At 51.3% G+C, this 17,642-nt stretch carries 14 protein-coding genes; 1 reads left to right on the top strand and 13 read right to left on the bottom strand.

Going from position 1 to position 17,642, the window contains the following annotated elements:
- Positions 1–36: 36 nt before the first annotated feature.
- The 8 genes from BLR06_RS11630 to BLR06_RS11595 all read right to left on the bottom strand — a co-directional run bounded on the left by BLR06_RS11630 (position 37) and on the right by BLR06_RS11595 (position 9,208).
- Positions 37–483: a hypothetical protein gene (locus BLR06_RS11630; protein WP_092073229.1), complete on the bottom strand. Its 447-nt coding sequence runs from the start codon at positions 481–483 to the stop codon at positions 37–39.
- The gene (gene cydB, locus BLR06_RS11625; RefSeq protein WP_092073226.1) at positions 480–1,703 is read right to left on the bottom strand and encodes a cytochrome d ubiquinol oxidase subunit II; all 1,224 of its coding nucleotides are present in this window, start codon (positions 1,701–1,703) and stop codon (positions 480–482) included. Before cydB ends, BLR06_RS11630 begins: the two co-directional genes overlap by 4 nt.
- A 19-nt stretch (positions 1,704–1,722) precedes the next feature.
- Entirely contained in the window at positions 1,723–3,072 is a 1,350-nt protein-coding gene (locus tag BLR06_RS11620) for a cytochrome ubiquinol oxidase subunit I (protein ID WP_092073223.1), read from the bottom strand.
- A gap of 423 nt (positions 3,073–3,495) precedes the next feature.
- The gene (locus BLR06_RS11615) at positions 3,496–3,861 is read right to left on the bottom strand and encodes a VOC family protein (protein WP_092073220.1); all 366 of its coding nucleotides are present in this window, start codon (positions 3,859–3,861) and stop codon (positions 3,496–3,498) included.
- Between the two features lie 78 nt (positions 3,862–3,939).
- Positions 3,940–4,578, bottom strand: a complete 639-nt coding sequence (locus BLR06_RS11610; protein WP_092073217.1) for a TrkA C-terminal domain-containing protein — start codon at positions 4,576–4,578, stop codon at positions 3,940–3,942.
- A gap of 182 nt (positions 4,579–4,760) precedes the next feature.
- Entirely contained in the window at positions 4,761–5,582 is an 822-nt protein-coding gene (gene dapB / locus BLR06_RS11605; RefSeq protein WP_245698128.1) for a 4-hydroxy-tetrahydrodipicolinate reductase, read from the bottom strand.
- A gap of 152 nt (positions 5,583–5,734) precedes the next feature.
- On the bottom strand, positions 5,735–7,639 hold the full coding sequence (locus BLR06_RS11600; RefSeq protein ID WP_092073212.1) for an ABC-F family ATP-binding cassette domain-containing protein: 1,905 nt from the start codon (positions 7,637–7,639) through the stop codon (positions 5,735–5,737).
- 90 nt (positions 7,640–7,729) lie between these two features.
- On the bottom strand, positions 7,730–9,208 hold the full coding sequence (locus tag BLR06_RS11595; RefSeq protein ID WP_092073209.1) for an amino acid permease: 1,479 nt from the start codon (positions 9,206–9,208) through the stop codon (positions 7,730–7,732).
- A gap of 216 nt (positions 9,209–9,424) precedes the next feature.
- On the opposite strand from BLR06_RS11595, the gene BLR06_RS11590 reads away from it, so the two are divergent.
- Positions 9,425–10,723: a lipase family protein gene (locus BLR06_RS11590; protein ID WP_092073206.1), complete on the top strand. Its 1,299-nt coding sequence runs from the start codon at positions 9,425–9,427 to the stop codon at positions 10,721–10,723.
- A gap of 142 nt (positions 10,724–10,865) precedes the next feature.
- Here the strand turns inward: BLR06_RS11590 and BLR06_RS11585 are convergent, their stop codons facing one another.
- The 5 genes from BLR06_RS11585 to recQ all read right to left on the bottom strand — a co-directional run bounded on the left by BLR06_RS11585 (position 10,866) and on the right by recQ (position 17,630).
- Positions 10,866–11,066, bottom strand: a complete 201-nt coding sequence (locus BLR06_RS11585) for a hypothetical protein (RefSeq protein WP_092073203.1) — start codon at positions 11,064–11,066, stop codon at positions 10,866–10,868.
- A 349-nt stretch (positions 11,067–11,415) separates the two neighbouring features.
- Entirely contained in the window at positions 11,416–12,624 is a 1,209-nt protein-coding gene (locus BLR06_RS11580) for a DEAD/DEAH box helicase (RefSeq protein WP_092073201.1), read from the bottom strand.
- 150 nt (positions 12,625–12,774) lie between these two features.
- Positions 12,775–14,913, bottom strand: coding sequence for a DNA topoisomerase 3 (locus BLR06_RS11575; RefSeq protein WP_092073198.1), 2,139 nt, complete (start codon positions 14,911–14,913; stop codon positions 12,775–12,777).
- A gap of 148 nt (positions 14,914–15,061) precedes the next feature.
- Positions 15,062–15,445, bottom strand: a complete 384-nt coding sequence (locus BLR06_RS11570) for a YkvA family protein (RefSeq protein ID WP_092073195.1) — start codon at positions 15,443–15,445, stop codon at positions 15,062–15,064.
- Positions 15,446–15,497: 52 nt separating this feature from the next.
- Positions 15,498–17,630 carry a DNA helicase RecQ gene (gene recQ / locus BLR06_RS11565; RefSeq protein ID WP_092073378.1) on the bottom strand — a complete coding sequence of 711 codons (2,133 nt, stop codon included), beginning with the start codon at positions 17,628–17,630 and terminating at the stop codon, positions 15,498–15,500.
- Between the last annotated feature and the right edge of the window lie 12 nt (positions 17,631–17,642).

Raw genomic sequence — 17,642 nt, 5'->3', positions numbered from 1 at the left:
TTGAGACTCAGGCTTTACACTGTGAACCAAGCCTTCTTAAAACGGTGAGTTGTCTGTTGCCGTAGTGTATAATGCCGCTGCAATTGTTTTAATTGCAGTTAGCTGATCGTTGCTTTCATCACTAAACAGCCGGTACAATAATTCATCAAATAAACCGGTAGCCACATCGGTGGGCATCCTGGTCGTACCCAGAACAAAAGCCAGCGTCATTACTGAAATAATTTTTTCCGGCCGGCCTCCGGGACGCCCTAACTCGTCAATCATCGCAACAATTGTCGCTTCCTCCGGTTTGCCGCTAAAGGCCCGCACCCAATACAGCCCTGCGCTTAATATCGTCTCAGCGGCATTGTGCAGGCCTTGTTCATCGCCGAGTTCTCCCTGATATTGCCGCAGAATAGCCATGATTGCCTGTACATATTCCTCTTTCAATACCTTCCCCCCGCTTACTGGTGTAAAATCCCGCCTTATTATTTCTCCATTCATTTTTCGGATGCCTGCTTTTTCCCGGGATGGCGGACTAGTTTGCGGGGCTTGCCGCAAAGTAAAGCCTTGCTGCCGGGTTTCAGCCTGTGAATGATTTGCCCATTGCCTTCCTGCAGCGAGTAGCTGACTTTAGCCATGGCGTCCTCCAGCAAACCGGCGATAGCCAGCAGTTTTCTCAGTGCTTTATTGCGTACTGCCAGCTCCCGCCTGGACTGTTTAAGCGCCAAATCCTCCGTACTCAGCCGGCGCCAGAACCGATACGACTTCCATATTTGGCCGGCCGCCAAGACCGGCAGGATCACCAGCATGAGCCTGCTGATGATCGTCAGCGCCGCAGGGCTGGCTGCCGAATTATAAATATCCAGACTAAACGCCGGATTGAGCGTGGATATCGCCAGCCGGGGAAACAGAGCGGCGGCAACAGTTCCTGTGGCCGCCGCAATTGCTAAGATACCGACGCAAAAAGCAGGCAGGTATTCATCCCGGCTCAACAGCCGCCGCCCGGCAAGTAAAAGCAAAACCAGCCCGCCGGCAACAACGCCTGCGGTCAGGTTATTGCCGGCGGGCAGAGCGCTGCAAGTCAGGCCGGCAAAACCGATCGCGGCGGCAATTGCGTAATTATATACTTTCAAACCGGTTTTCGCTGCGCGCTGCGCTAAATTCCGCTCCACTCTTTGCGTCAGATAGGCAGCTCCGTGAACTATAAATAGCAGCGTAAACATACTGCCGCTAACCAGCGTATATAGATTCAGCGCGGCCATAACCGAACCGCTGAATTCTTTTGCAGCATCAATGGGAAGGCCTTTGGCCAGGCTGGCAATGACTACGCCCCATAGAAAAGCCGGCGCTATACTGCCGGCAAAAATGCCCCAGTCGCAAACCCGGCGCCAGGTTTTGCTATCGCTCCCGCTGCGCATTTCAATCGCCAAATTACGAACAATCAGCGCCAGCAGCAGCAGCACCAGCAGCAAATACAAGCCACTGAACACGGTGGCATAGACCATTGGGAAGCTGGCCAATAACACCGCTCCCGCGGCAATCACCCAGACCTCATGCCCGTCCCTTAACGGGGCAATGGTGTTGATCAGCACCTGGCGCTCCAGTTCATTCTCCCCAATCGCCACAAGCAGCATGCCAATGCCATAATCAAAGCCTTCCAATATGAAATAGCCTAACATTAAAAATCCCAGCAAAGCAAAACAAAGTACGTTTAAGTCCATATTTACACCTGTTGATCAATTATTCACCGGTTTTGTCCGGTCCGGCGATGAGAATAGAACGCATAAAATAGAATACAGCCAGTCCCATGCCGGCATATACAACATTAACGCCCAGAAATGAAAACCACAGCTGACTGACCGGTACCGTCTTAGATATCCCCTGTTCCGTCAGCAGCCAGCCGTAAACCAGCCAGGGCTGACGTCCGACTTCGGTAATTAACCAGCCTGCCGCCTGACAAACATAAATTAGCGGTACGCCCAGGATCATTGAACGCAACAGCCACTTCTTGCTGTCAAGACTTTGCTTCCGCCAGTGCCACCAGCCGGCCACAGCCAGAAAGATTACCGCCGTTCCTGCGCCAACTTTAAGTCTAAAGCTCCAAAACAGCAGATTTACCGGCGGAACATAAGACCGCGGGCCATACGCTGCGGCAAGGTTCTCCTGCAACTCTTTCATTCCGGAGACGCGGCTGTTGTAGTGATTATTCACCAGCAGGGACAACATACCGGGTACGGCAAGCTCAGCAGAGTTGACCTGTTGTTTCTCGTTAATGATCGCCGCTATAATGAACGGGGCCGGCTTGGCTGTTTCCCACAAGCCTTCCATTGCCGCCAGTTTCATTGGCTGTACTTTGGCTAAGTGCTGCGTATAAACATGCCCGCTGAAAAACACCAGCAAACCGGAAAGCCCGGCGCAAATCAACCCGGTCTTAAAAGACCTGTACGCAAACTGCCGGTGCCGATGCTGCAGCAAGTAATAGGCGCTGCCCGCCATGACAAAAAATCCGGCTGTCAGCAAACCGGCTGCCACGGTATGGACATATTGATAGTACAAAAAGTGATTGGTGATAATTGCCGTAAGGTCATTTAATTCCAGGCGGTTATTTTGAAAGGCATACCCTGCCGGCTGCTGCATAAAAGCATTGGCCGCTAAAATCCAGAAAGCCGAATAATTACTCGCTGCGGCAATCAGCCAAATTGCCGTCAAATGTATTTTTCTGGGGAAAAGCTCCCAGCCATAAACCCATATCCCGATAAAAGTCGCTTCAATAAAAAATGCCGTAAGCGCCTCCAAAGCCAGCGGAACGCCAATCACCTCGCCGACAAACCGGCAGAGCTCCGCCCAGTTCATACCGAATTGAAACTCCTGTACAATTCCGGAGGCAACGCCGGCGGCATAATTTAAAATAAATAACTTACCCCAAAACTGAGCCATTTGTTTATATTCCGGTTTATTTTTAACTACATAAACAGTCTCCATAATGGCAATCAGCACCGATAACCCGAGGGTAAGCGCTACAAACCAAAAGTGATAGGTCAGAGTAATGCCAAACTGCAGCCGCGCCAGTATTAAGGCTGTATTGTCCATTGAGTCCCTCATTTAACGCATAATGATAAAATCAGTTTTAAGCAACGCAAGTACTAGTTATTGTTGCCCAGGCTGCGTTTTTTATCCACCCGGCCGACGGCTCCGTCCGGCAAAAAAAAATCAGCCACTGCCAGGCAGTAGCCAATTCCAGGGGGCCGGTCACTATTGTGAACGCAAGTCCGGTGTCAGCAGGTAGTATCGTCGTCAAAGCCAAATAAAAACAGCAAAATAATAATGATAATAATAAAGATCCAACTATTGCCACGACCAAATCCGTTCATGCAGAACTCCTCCTTCAATAACAATCATTGTTATTTGCTCCATCCTATGATTTTCGGACCTGTTTTGCTCTTATCCAAATAAAAAAAAGATCCGGTATCATAAAAAAGCCACCGGCGCATTGTCCGGTGGCTTTGGCATCCGTTAACGATTGGCGGGAACAATCTCCAGCCAATAACCGTCAGGATCAGAGATAAAATAAATTCCCATATCCTTGTTCTCGTAGCAAATACAGTTCATACCTTTATGTAATTCATAAGCTTGGTCAAAATCCTCGACCGTAAAGGCCAGATGAAATTCATTGTCGCCCAGATTGTAAGGTTCGGTTCTGTCCTTTAGCCAGGTCAGCTCGAGCCGATGCCCGGTCTGCCCGTCACCTAAAAAAACCAGGGTGAAATCAGGCTTTTCCTTGCGCCGTGTTTCCACCAAACCCAGTGCGTCACGATAAAAAGCGAGGCTTTTTTGTAAATTCAGTACATTAAAATTGTTATGAGCAAATTTAAATTTCATGCCTATAACCTCCTTATCTTAAGTAGCCGCCCGGCTGACCTGACGCTGCCTGGCGGGCAGGCGGCCCATTACCCGGCATCAGTTTAAACTGATCGGTTCCGATTGCAAACTGGTTTTATGGGCAAAATCGGTTGACCGCTGTAGAACCTCGGCATTACCGACAATTACCAGTCTGTCGTCAGCCTCAATAACCGCCAGCGGTCCCGGGGAAATAATGATATCGGTATCACGGCGAATAGCAACAACAGTGGCCCCGGTATGCTGCCATAGCTTGATGTCGGCGATGGTCCTGCCGACTAAATGCGAATTTGCCGGAATCTTTACTTCAATCGGATTGTAGGGATTCAGGTTCTTCAACCGGTCCGAATAGCCGATAATATCATTAAGAACGTTTTCCAGCCGTTTATCAATTTCATTCTTTTTTTCCAGCAGGATTTCCAGCTCCTGCCGCAGGGAATAGACCGATTGCATACTTTTGTGATGATCAATAAACCGGTAGGCTTCTTCCACCGACAATACCGTAATTTCCTTGCCTTGTGATACATTAACCACATTCGCATCTTTTAATAACGCAACTGCCTTTCTGATTGTCTCTGAAGACACATTATAATGACTGGCCAGTAAAGTCCGGCCGGCGATCCGGCTGCCAATAGCGAACTCGTCATTAATAATGCGCTGAGCAATATCAGTTGCTATAGAAAGATACATTGCCGCCATAATCGTAAATCCCTCCGCGAAGATTGTGTTTCTCTTCCTTATCTTATATTAGACTATGTCCTGCCAGTTAGCAACTTATGCGCCAAATAATTTTTAATATAATAGGGCATCGTCCTGCCGCCAGGAAGATGCCCTATTTTAGTATAACTGTCGCTCGTGTTGTATTCATAGCATATATTGGCTTACGCCAGATCAAGTTCCTCCCGGCTTTGTTCCGATTTTAGTTCCTGTACTCTTTGCCGCCGCTGATTTCTTTCATATTCGAAGATATCGTTCATTTCATAAAATCCGGTCTTGCCGTTGATAAATTGAGCGGCCTTGTAAGCGCCTTGTGCAAAAGCAACCCGTGAATAGGATTCATGAGAGATTTCAATTTGATCAAATTCACCGCTGATCAATACTTTATGCTTGCCGACAATTCCGCCAGCCCTGACGGCGTGTGTGGGAATTTCCTTATACAGCAAACTGTTGTCCCTGATTCGATCGGCAATCTTCTTGGCCGTACCGGACGGTTGATCTTTTTTAAATTTATGGTGTTCTTCAAATATCTCAAAATCATAATCATTCATAAGCTCAGCCGCAATCTCCGCCATCAGCATGAGAATATTAACGCCATATGTAATATTGGGCGCCATAACAACGCCAATACCGCCTCTATCGGCCACCCGTTTGATCTTATTAAGCTCAGCCGTTTCATAACTGGTCACCGCAGTAACCACATTCACGCCGCATTTGGCGAGCAAATGGATATTATCCCGCAAAAAACTGTGGCAGGAAAAATCAATAATCACATCAGGCTTACGGTAAAAAAGCCGTTCCTCCAAATGATCGGTTGGTTCAACAATGATTCCGGTATCGGCCATATTAAGAATATTGCCCAAATCCTTATCGATTTTCAAACTATTGGGACGGCACAATACCATGCTTAACACACCCTGTTGCAACAAATATCTGGCAACAGTTTCACCGGTGCGTCCTAACCCCACAAGTGCTATTTTCATCATTGTACCTCCTATTTTTTTACTAACAACTTAATTTTATCATACGGGTTGGCAGTTGTCAAACCATTTGTTTTTCGTACAGTTATAGCAATACCAGCAAGGGGATGTCCGAAATGCCGCTGCATTTTCAGACATCCCCCCGGACTGCCGGAAAATTATTCCCCGATCCGTTCGGCCAGCTCATTTAAATAAGTCCATCGTTCCAATAGTTCTTCCAGTTTAAGCTCCAAAGTCTTTTGTGCTGCAGCCAGCTCCTGCAGCAGTTCAAAATCACTGCCGGCCAGTTCAATTTGAGCCAGAACATTGCTAAGCTCTTGTTCCACTCCGGCAATAACCTCTTCAATTTGCTGATACTCCCGCTGTTCAGCAAAGGTAAATTTCGGCCGCCGGGGCGCCGTATGTTTTGGTTTAGGCTTAACGGCAGATTCGGCCGCCGGCGCGCTTCCTTCACCGTCTCCGGCGGCAAGCCGGCTGAAGTCCCGATATTCGGAGTAACCGCCGTTATGCTGGGTAATATCGCCCTGGCCTTTAAAGACAAAAATTTTGTCAACCAGCCGGTCCAGGAAATACCTGTCATGTGATACCACGATCAGCGCCCCGGGAAAACCATCGAGGTAATCCTCTAATACAGTCAACGTCTGAATATCCAGATCATTGGTCGGTTCATCCAGCAGCAAAACATTGGGAGCGGCGATCAGGATCTTCAATAAAAACAGCCGGCGGCGCTCGCCGCCTGATAATTTGCCAATAGGCGCCCATTGCAAAGCGGGAGGAAACAAAAACAGCTCCAGCATTTGCGCCGCCGTAATCACGCTGCCGTCAGCGATGGTTAAATGATTGGCTTCGGCTTTAATATAGTCAATCACCCGCATATCATGATCCATGCCGCTGTCCTGCTGCGAAAAATAACCGATTCTTACCGTCTGGCCGGTATCAAGCTGACCGCTATCCGGTTTTAGCCGGCCGGCGATGATATTCAGCAGCGTTGACTTGCCGCTGCCATTTGGGCCGACAATACCAACCCGGTCCCTTTTCAAAATTGTATAGCTAAAATCATTGACTACCGCCTGCCCGTCAAACCGGTGGCCAATATTGCTAAGCTCAATAATTTTACGCCCCAGTCTGCTGGTACCGGCTGCGATCTCCAGCCGGCCGTCTTTGTTGTGCGGTTTCATCGCACTAAGCTGCTCAAACCGGTCAATCCGCGCCTTTTGTTTGGTACTGCGCGCCTGAGCCCCCCGTCTGATCCAGGCCAGTTCATTGCGCAGCAAATTTCGCCGTTTGTTTTCACTGGCCTCGCGCCGCTCCTCCCGTTCGGCTTTAAGCTCCAAAAACTTACCATAATTCCCAGTGTAACTGTATAACGCACCCTGTTCCAGTTCCAGCATCCGGTTTGCCACCCGGTCGAGAAAATAACGGTCATGAGTAACCATCAGCAGTGCGCCTTTGCGTTTATGCAAATATTGTTCCAGCCATTCGACCGATTCATGATCAAGATGATTGGTCGGTTCATCCAGGATTAACAAATCGGATGGATGAATTAAGGCTCTGGCCAGCGCCACCCGTTTACGCTGACCGCCTGACATCCGGTCAATCATCGCATCAAAGCGGTCAAGCCCTAATCTGGTAAGAATCGTCTTAACGTCATTTTCCAGCTGCCAGGCGGACAAAGCATCCATTTGCTGACTTAAATCAATCAGTTTCTGCTGATACTCGCCATTGCCCGGACAATTGTTGCTTTGCGCCAAAGCCCGCTCATAGGCGCGCAAGGTCTGCATCACCGGCGAATTGCCGCGGAATACCTGTTCCAGAACCGTTTCCCCGGCGTCAAACTCCGGATTTTGCGGCAAAAACTCAATCCGCACGCCGTTACCTTTTATGATGTTACCGGCGTCAGCCTGCTCCTGGCCGGCGATGATCCGCAAAAACGTCGACTTTCCCGTGCCATTAATGCCAATCAGGCCAATTTTATCTGCATCGTCAATGCCAAAAGACACGTTGTCCAGCAAAACTCTTTCTCCATAGGTTTTTTGTAAATTTTCAACTGACAATACATTCATCATTCAAACCCCAACTGTTCAAAATTAGTAAGTCTATAGCTATACTGTAACATAGATCGCCAGTCAAGGAAACCGGAACTTAAGCGGACATCAATCATCAAGCCTGGCTTCATCCTCCCGCCGGGACTTACCGGCGGGCGCGGCGGCCATTCCATCCTTTAGCGGCGCCAGTTCCTGAGAGGTTTCCGTCTGTCCGGCCAGACCGGAACGTCCGGGCAGGCGCTGTACATTCTCCCGGACAGCTTCGCCTAACCGTTTTTTTACAAAATAGCAGGATATATAAAACCCCACCAAAACCAATCCGGCGGCTAAGCCTGATCCCTGCCCGGGAATCAGCGGCATACCGGCGATAATTGCCAAGCAGCCGGCCATCGCCAGCCAGGAGGTATAAGGATAGCCCGGCAGCTGACAATGGCCGGTCGGCGGACAGCCGCAGGACTGCCGGTATTTATAGTGTGTGACCAGAATGACGGCGTAAGACGCCAGCAAGGAAAACCCGCCGGCGCTCACCAAAAACAGATAAACCTGCTCCGGCAGCAGAAACGCCAACCCCAGACCGGTGAGCATAGCAGCTCCCGAAAACAAAATACCGCGTCGGGGAATATCCCCCCGGTCTTTGATCCACTCCGGCGCATGCCCCTCATCCGCCAGCGATCTGAGCATCCGGCCCAGCCCGAACATGGCCGCCAGCATAGTGGAAAGGATTGCCGTGACCAGCACAATATTGACAATAGCGCCCGCCCAGCCCAGCCCCCACCGGGCCAGCGCCGTAACCAGAGGACTTTGTTCACCGCCTAAAGCAGCGGTCGGCGTCAGAGGCAGCAATACCGCAACCGCTGTTACATACAGTCCCAGAAGTCCAAAAACGGTATAGCGAATAGCACGCGGTATTGTCGTATGGGGATTGTCGGCCTCTGAAGCCGCCAGGCCAATAATTTCAAATCCGGCATAAGTAAACATAACAATCAGCATACTGCCGGCAATCCCTCCCAGCCCGCCCGGCAGCAAGGGCTGACTGAATAAAACTCCGCTGCCAATTGCCGGCGTACCTGGCATTAGCCCGGCAATCAAAGCCAGTCCTGTGACAATAAAACCAACAATGGCCAGCAGTTTAATGATTGCCAGGCCGCTTTCCAGTTTGCTCAGCTTATCGGCCCCCAACAAATTGAATAAGGTAACCACGGCAATAATGAACGCTCCCATTAGCCCTAGGGACATTGCCGGAAACCAGTTTTGCAAAAAAATCGCTACAGCGGTCGCCTCGCTGGACATCGCCAGCACCAACCCCGTCCAATATACCCAGCCAACGACAAAACCCGCGGCAGGACCAAAGGCCCGCTCGGCAAACGTTCGGAACGAACCCGGCGCAGCGTCAGCCACCGTCATTTCCGACAAAGCATAAAGAATGACAAAAACCAGCCCGCCAGCCAGCAAATACGCAATCAAAACCGCCGGCCCGGCTGCTTTGATTGCAACCGCCGAACCAAGAAAAAAAGATCCGCCGATTACTGTGCCTAAAGCCAGCATGACCAGTTGCCAGGCTGACAGTCCCTGCATATTTTTATCCATAGGAAAACCTCCGCTTCATTGCCTGTTCCCACCTCTAAGTATTTGTAAAACAGTCCAAAGTTATTAAAAACGGCTTATGGACGACCTCAACTGACTACACGGTCAATCCTGCCGCTAGACCACAGCGCCAAAATACGTTATTATGCTATAAAAGGACAATTTTGCCCGTTTCTTTGGCAAGCATTGCATTCAATAGAATAAAAAGGGACTATTTACATGAAACGTTTATTAGCACTCAGCTTCAGCCTGCTTCTGGTGGTTATGCCTGTACGCGGCCTGGCGGGCCCTCAGGAAGAATACGAAACTGCCTATAAACTCTATATTGCCGCCGGAGCCAGCGCCGCTGCTTATCACGATCGGGCCGGACTGCTGGCTGCCCGCTATCTGGCGCGGGACGGCTGGCGCATTCGCCATTACATCCAGCCGGACGGGCAAAGCGGCGCACGGTTTGTACTGGCAGAGAAAGATTTAAGCGACAAGCGGCAATTAGCTGTGCTGGCCATTGTCGGCACTGAAACCGCCGGCGATATTAAAATGAACCTCCAGGTCGAAAAAGTCCCTTTCCCCGGCGTCACCGCCGGTGAAGCGGATTCGGCCCCGGCGGTCATTCCCCCTGACAGCCCCAAAGTACATAAAGGCTTCCACCGCTTTACGCAGAGTGGCCTGGCGGCGATTTTGCGCGATTCCGGCAATTTGGAAGACTCAGCCTTTCTCCCCGATCTGCTGCAAATCATCAAAACACATCAGCTGCTGATCACCGGCCATAGTTTAGGAGGAGCGGCGGCGACACTCGCCGCGGCCGGACTGATTAGCGCTGGTGCAGCGCCTGAGCAGTTAGAAGTCATCACCTTCGGCGCGCCGGCGGTCGGCAACGCCGCCTTTGCCCAAAAATACGAACCGCAGCTTCGGTTAACCCGGGTAGTCATGCGCGGTGATCCGGTAACCGGCGTTTTGCAAACCCTGGTAGGCGGCTACAAACAGTTCGGCCGGGAAATCATCTGGTCTGATCCGCCCGGCGATAATCCGCACGAGCTGCTGGGCTATGTTGATGCAGCAATTAGAAATTATTATGATAAGCGCCAGGCCGCCGGTATTGCTCCCCTCCCGCCTAAAACCGCCGCTTCGGACACGCAGCGCTCGGCTTATATTGCCCCGCTGCAAAATAATCTGCCGGCGGCATTTCAGAACGACTTCCGGTATATGCAGGAAGCGCTGTGGGACGAATACCGCCAAATACTGCCCGAATCCGCTTTTGCCTCCGGAGCAGCGGACTGGAAACAAGAGGCGGCAAAGCTGGGCTACCGTTGGCTAATTGTTCCGGAAGTCCGCGCCATCCGCCTTCAACAAGCAAAGAATACCTATTACGTCACGCTACAGCAAACAATCTATGACGCCCGCACCGGCAACGCCGTTGACACCGCTATATTTTCCACCGCAACTTCTCAGCTCACTCCGCTGGAAGCTTTTATCCATTCGTTCAGAGGCCTTAGCGTTCACACCGCTGAATGGCTGTAAAAAAACAAGGACGGCTTCCGCCGGTTTAAACACCGGCGGAAGCCGTCCTTGTTTTGAATCGCGCATTAAAAAGGCCGCCACACCAAATTCCGGTGCGGCAGCCCTTTTGATACATGTATTTGTGACGTAAAAACGCCGCTAATTACTTGCTGTAGGCTTCAACAAAATTTGCACCAAGTTGCTCGTAAAATTCAAGATGCCGGATAACTTTGATTGACTGTGAACGGTTAATTTCACTTACACTCTCTTTACCGATGGCTTCCTGTACGATTTTCTTGATGTCAAACGAACGATAGCCCAAAAAGGCTAAACGGTTGAAGAGCTGCTTCATACGCTGCTCCATTGTAACTTCCTCCGTACTTCTACAAATTGGTAATTACAACGCACCAGTAAGGCGCGTCATCAGCCGCTAATTACCTTTCGACTACTACCAATTACGCATTAGGCAAGAGATATTCGGGACAGGATCACTCTTTCTAATGGTTGCTTATCGCAATGCAATAATCTTATTTATATTAGCACATATAATCTTCGATGTCAATAAGTTTACTACGCACTGCAATTTTTCGCCACAGCTGCGCTGCAGCCTTCCGGCTGTTGCGAGGTCTTTGCCGCTCAAATTCGTTGCCGCCGTGCCTTGTCCTGGCGAAGAAGCGTCTCGCCATTATCTTGCAGCTTCGCTTGGCGGAGTGCTAGCGCTTGTTGTGTTTGGCCGCTTGACCGGGTTTGGTACGGCTTGTATGCTTACCGGCGGGGCGCTCCCCGGCATCCAGTACCTGCCCCCGGGAAATTTGCTTTGCCTTAAGCTTAAGCTTTAGGCTCTTTTCCAGTTTTTCAACAATCCATTTTTCCTGGCGGGCCACGATGGCTACCGCAACGCCATGCTTACCGGCCCGGCCGGTCCGTCCTGAGCGGTGCAGATAAAGCTGCGGATCATCCGGCACATCCAAATGAACGACATAATCGATCCCGGCGATATCCAGACCACGCGCCGCCACATCAGAAGCTACCAGCAGCTTAACCCGCCCGGCGCGGAAATCCTCCAGCGCTCTCTTCCGGTCAAGCTTGTCCGAACCACCGTGCAGCCCGGCTGCTGTAAGGCCCAGATAATTGAGCTTTGCTGTCGTCAGCGCAATGGCATCGCTTTTATTAACAAAAACCAGCCCCCGTTCCATGTTTAAACCGTGCACCAGCTTGCGCAGCTCCTCAATTTTATCCCGGTGTTCTGTTACCACATACAGGTGTTCGATATCCGGCTTGGCGGCTGTTTCGCCAATTGCCCTGACAACAGCAAAGCCGGCGCTGAATTCTTTGGCCCGCTCAATGGTCCCGGCATTCACTGTCGCCGAAAATAGCAACAGCTGCCGGTCCCGCAACGCAGTCTTGATTACCGCCTGAACGCTGCGAAAATTTTGATCCTCCAGCAGCCGGTCAGCCTCATCCAGCACAATGCTTTTGATCGTTTGCGCCGTTATTTTGCGTTTTTGGATTAACTCTAAAATCCGGCCGCTGGAACCGACAATAATATGCGGCTTTTCTTTCAGTTTTTCTATTTGACGGGCAATATTGACATTGCCGATCATCGGCGCAGCAACAATATTCAACGCCGCAGTTTGGATCAGCTGTTCGAGCTGCCGCTGAATTTGAATGGCCAGTTCATAGGTTGGCGCCAGAATTACCGCCTGCAGTTCCCGCTTGGCGCAGTCAATCCGCTGCAGCAGCGGCAGCAGGTAAGCCAGCGTTTTACCGGTGCCGGTCGCCGACTGCCCCAGGACATCCTGCCCGGCCAATACCAGGGGAATCACCCGGGCTTGTATTTCGGTGGGAACGGTAATTCCTGATTTGTGCAAAGCAGCCGTCAGCGGCGCGCCTATTCCCAATTCGCTAAATGATTGGCTCATATTTTTTGCTCCTCTATTTTCCTCGTACGGCCTTCAACCCTGATCTTGCGTGTCCCGGCGAATGGTTTTCCGCAACACCGCTTGTCTTGCGACAAATCGCCTTGCCATTCACTTGCAGTTTCAAGATTGGCGCGGTACTACACTACAATTTTAATTGACTTGCCTGAGATTTTCCGGTATATCCGGTTGATTGTCCTTATCATTATAGGTTGCTCGGCAAGCCGGAAATTTAGTACAGCCCCAAAACCGGCCGTTCTTGCCATTCATTGACTTCAACTCGCCCTTTTTGCACCGCGGGCAAATATGATCCGGTTTTTTCGGCCGTCCATCCTCATCATCGTAAGCCGCCCGGCATTGCGGATAACCCGAACAGCCCCAAAACTTGCCGTTGCGTCCTGTTCTTAGCTGCAGTACGCCTTTGCCGCATTGCGGGCACGGGTGTTCACCCTGAAGCGGAATCCGCAGCTCCAGGGCATTTTGGCACAGCCGGACAGTAAACTGGGTTTGCTGCTGAATAAACGCTTCCAGGCTTTCGCCGCCGCCGGCCATGCTATGCAGGATGCTTTCCCACCGGGCGGTCGAATCAGGATAGGTCATTTCATCCGGCAATGCGTCAATTAACAAATACGCCGACGGCTGCGGCAGCAAATACTTTTTCTTTTTCTCTTCCTGCAAAAAACCGCGGGCAATCAGCTCATTGATAATGGTAGCCCGCGTGGCTTCAGTGCCAATACCGCTGACATCCTTCAATTGCTTCTTCAGGTCGGGATTTTTTACATACTTATGGATTTCCTTCATTGCCGCCAACAACGTGGAGGCCGTAAAGCGCGACGGCGGCCTGGTGGCTTTTTTATCAGCGGCGGCGCCAATATAGCAGGCAGCGTCCCCTTTGCGCATGACCGGCAGAGCGCCGCTGTCCTCCTCCTTCTTCTCCTCGGCATCTACACCGTAAACCTCTTTCCAGCCCGCCTCCAGAATAATCCGGCCGCTGACGGCAAACGCTTCAGCCGCATAGTGTACTTCGATCTTGGTTTGTTGATAAATATGTACAGGGTAAAACTGAGCAATATAAGCCTGGGCAATAAGAAAATAAATATTTCGTTCCGTTTCATTCAGGACCGCCGGATTGCATTTTTCCTGGGTTGGAATAATGGCATGATGGGCGGTAATTTTTTTATCGTTCCAGGCCCGGCTCTTTAACTTCGGCTGCGCTTTAGCCGACCAGGCCGCCAAATCAGCCTGGCCGCCGGTCTGCAGGTTAGTTAGGATAACTGCCGCCTCCCCGTGCTGCGATTCCGGCAAGAAATCACAATCAGACCGGGGATAGCTGGTTAATTTGCGTTCATACAGCTTTTGGGCGGTATCCAGGACAGTCTGGGGGTCATAATTAAATTTCCTGCCTGCCAGCACCTGCAGGGCCGACAAGGAAAGCGGCAAACGCTGCGGTTCTTTTTTTTCGGTGGTTTGACAGTAAGCAATTTCTCCCTGCCGGTCGGCTGCATCCAAATGCGCCAGCAATTGGGCGGCAATTGCCTGATCAATCAGCCGACCTTCCGAATCCAGTCCGGCCTGCTCATCCCGCGGTTTCCAGGTAGCCGTAAACCGCCCGTTGTCATGCTGAAATTCAGCTTTAATGACATAATAATCAACAGGCTTAAAATCCGCCAGTTCACGTTCCCGCCTGACCACCAGCGCCAGCGTCGGCGTCTTAACCCGCCCTACCGGCAGGGTTGTCCGGTGACCCGCCCGCTGCGCCGCCAGCGTATAAGCCCGGGAAAGATTCATCCCAATTAACCAGTCGGCCCGCGCCCTGGCCAGAGCGGATTGCTTCAAATGAAAAAAGTCCTGATTGTCGCGCAGGCTGGCAATCGCCTTTTTGATGCTTTTTTCATCAAGCGCATTCAGCAGAATCCGGCGCACCGGCTTATCATTTTTTATATAGTCCAGCACTTCGTCAATCAGCAGCTGGCCTTCGCGATCCGGATCGCCGGCATGGACAATTTCCGTTGCCTGGCCAATCAGCTGTTGAATAATGCCAAATTGCTTACGGCAGGACTCGGCAATCAGCAGCTTCCACTCCGCCGGAATAATCGGCAGGTCTTCCATCCGCCACTTCATATATTTTTCATCATACTCGCCCGGCTCAGCCTGGCGGAGAATATGCCCAAAGCCCCAGGTAACCACACCGGCGCCGGTAGTAATATAACCATCCCGGCGGCTAAGCGGCCCGGGCAGGCATTTGGCAATTTCAGCACCCATACTGGGTTTTTCGGCAATATACAACCTCATGATAACACCTCTTACTTGGACAGGCCCGGCTTTGCGCCGGCAATGACCTAATGAAAAACGGGAACCCTGCTGGCAGGATTCCTGAAATTAGACAAACACACTCTGTTGTATAATACCAAAAGACCATTCATCCGTAAATAGTCTGTCGTTATTTAGCCACCAAATAGGCTATTCCCAGCAAACAAAGCGTCAGCCAGCCGATCAGCGCTACGACCAGCAGCCCCAGCAGCCAGGGCAGACGGTTGCGCCAGCGTAGACTGCTGCTGTAGCATTCCGCTCTAACGGCGTCAGGCAGCAGCCTGCTCAGATAGATGACGGCGGTTGGCAGTAAAAGCGCATCATCTGTGATGCCCAAAAACAGCAGATAATCCGGTATCACATCAATTGGGCTGAACACATACACCAGCACCGCCAGCATCAAACCCTTGATATAAGCAGGCGTTTGGGGATGTTTCCAGGCATAATATAAAACGATGGCATCATCCTTCAGCGCTTTCAGCCAAAGGGGCAGCCGGTGGACAAAGCCGCTCATAACGTATCCCGCCTATCTATGATATGATTTCAACTCCAGGCAAAGTGGGGGATTACCCGGCATTGCTGCTGCTGGAAAAATGCTTGCCAAGCACCGCCTTAATGGCCTCATAGCCCACTTCTTCCGGCAAAGCATCTTTAATCGGCCGCAAAAGATCGCCGCCCAGCTGCTGAATGACGGCTACGATCAACGCTTCATACTGCGCCGGAATCAGCCGGTCCCAGTCCACAGCATGGCCCTCGCTGCTGCAGCGGCTTAAATGATTTTGCACTGTGTTGATGGTTAATGCGCGCTCCTGGGCAATCTGTTCCAGCGATTTTCCCTGCCGAAACAGCTCCAGCGTAACCAAATGACTGGCCGGACCGGCCGCTTTGCGCGTTGCCGCCGCAGCCGGCGCCGCGCTTTCCGGAGCAGCAGACTGCGCCGTATGTTGCCGGATCAGCTGGAGAAACTCCCCGCCATAGCGTTTTAGCTTAAGCTCGCCAATTCCCTTGATATGCCGCAGGTCAGCTTCATCCTGCGGACATTTCTCGCTAAGCTCCCGTAAAGTACTGTCGGCGAATACAACGTAAGGCGGCACCTTTTCCCGCTCGGCAATCTGCTTACGCAGCTGCCTGAGCAATTCAAACAGGTCATCGTCCGCCTCCAGCTTGCGCTGGGTTGTTTCCTTCTGCCAGACACTGGCCTCATTTTTTAAAACAGCCAAAGCCTGGGCGGTTAATTTGACAACCGGATATTCACCTTCGGTAAAGTTCAGATATTGCGTTGCCACTAACCGCTGGATGAGCGCTTTTATCTCAGGTATTGTCCGCTGGGCAAACAAGCCGTAGGTCGGCAGCCGGTCCAGTCCCAGCTGCTGCACCTTTTTATTCTTCGAGCCTTTGAGCACATCGGCAATCACAGTCACGCCGAACCGCTCCCGCAGACGATAAACGCAGGAAAACACTTTTTGCGCATCCAGTGTAATGTCCACCAGTTCCCCGGCATTATCGCAATTGCCGCAGTTGCCGCACTCGCTGGCGGCTGCGGTATCGCCAAAATAGCGCAGGATGTATTGCCGCAGGCATTCCGGCGTGTGGCAGTAATCCACCATCAGCTGCAGCTTTCGCAGTTCATGGTGCTTTCGCACCGGATCCTCTACCGATTTATCAATCAGGAACTTCTGCAACAGCGTATCCTGCGCCCCAAACAATAAAATGCACTCGCCCGGCAGTCCGTCCCGTCCGCTGCGGCCAGCCTCCTGATAATAGGATTCCATATTTTTCGGCATATTATAATGCAGCACATACCGGACATTTGATTTATCAATTCCCATCCCGAATGCATTGGTCGCAACCATCACCCTGATATCATCATATAAAAAACGCTCCTGCTGCTGCGCCCGCTCCTCGTCACTCAGACCGGCGTGATACCGGCCGGCTGAAACGCCCCGCTTGAGCAGCAGCTCATACAGCCCGTCCACTTCCTTACGGGTGGCGGCATAAATAATGCCGGACTGCCGGCTATTGGTTTGTAAATAATTCATAATGAACTTCTGCTTGTTCTCACCGCGCAGCACCGTAAAAGATAAATTGGGCCGGTCAAAGCCGGTAACATAAACATCCGGCTGAACCAAAGACAACAATGCAGCAATGTCGGTTTTTACCTCATTCGTAGCCGTAGCGGTAAAGGCCCCCAGCACCGGGCGCACCTTTAAGCGCTCAATAAACGGCCTGATATTCCGGAAACTCGGCCGGAAATCATGCCCCCACTGCGACACGCAATGCGCCTCGTCAATTGCTACCATACTAATATTCAGACGCTGCAAGGCAGCCTGAAAGGCTTCTGTTTCCAGCCGCTCCGGGGCAATGTACACCAGTTTATAGCGGCCGGCGCTGATGTCATACAGACGCCGCCGTACTTCGGTCCCGGCCAAAGCGCTGTTAATGAACGTTGCCGGAATTCCCTGACTGTTTAAACCGTCAACCTGATCCTTCATCAGTGAAATGAGCGGCGAAACCACCAGCGTTACCCCCGGCAGCAGTAAGGCCGGCACCTGAAAGCAGACTGATTTCCCGGCTCCGGTCGGCATAATCGCCACCGTATCATGCCCTTTTAGCAAGCTGGCAATAATCTGATCCTGCCCCGGACGAAACTCATGGTAACCAAAGTATTTTTGTAAAACCTGTCCTGCCTGTTCTAGCATCATTGACATCCG

Source organism: Dendrosporobacter quercicolus, from assembly GCF_900104455.1.
Classification (GTDB): domain Bacteria; phylum Bacillota; class Negativicutes; order DSM-1736; family Dendrosporobacteraceae; genus Dendrosporobacter; species Dendrosporobacter quercicolus.
Note: the sequence above shows the minus strand (reverse complement) of the source record. Positions and strands in the feature narration are given on the sequence as shown.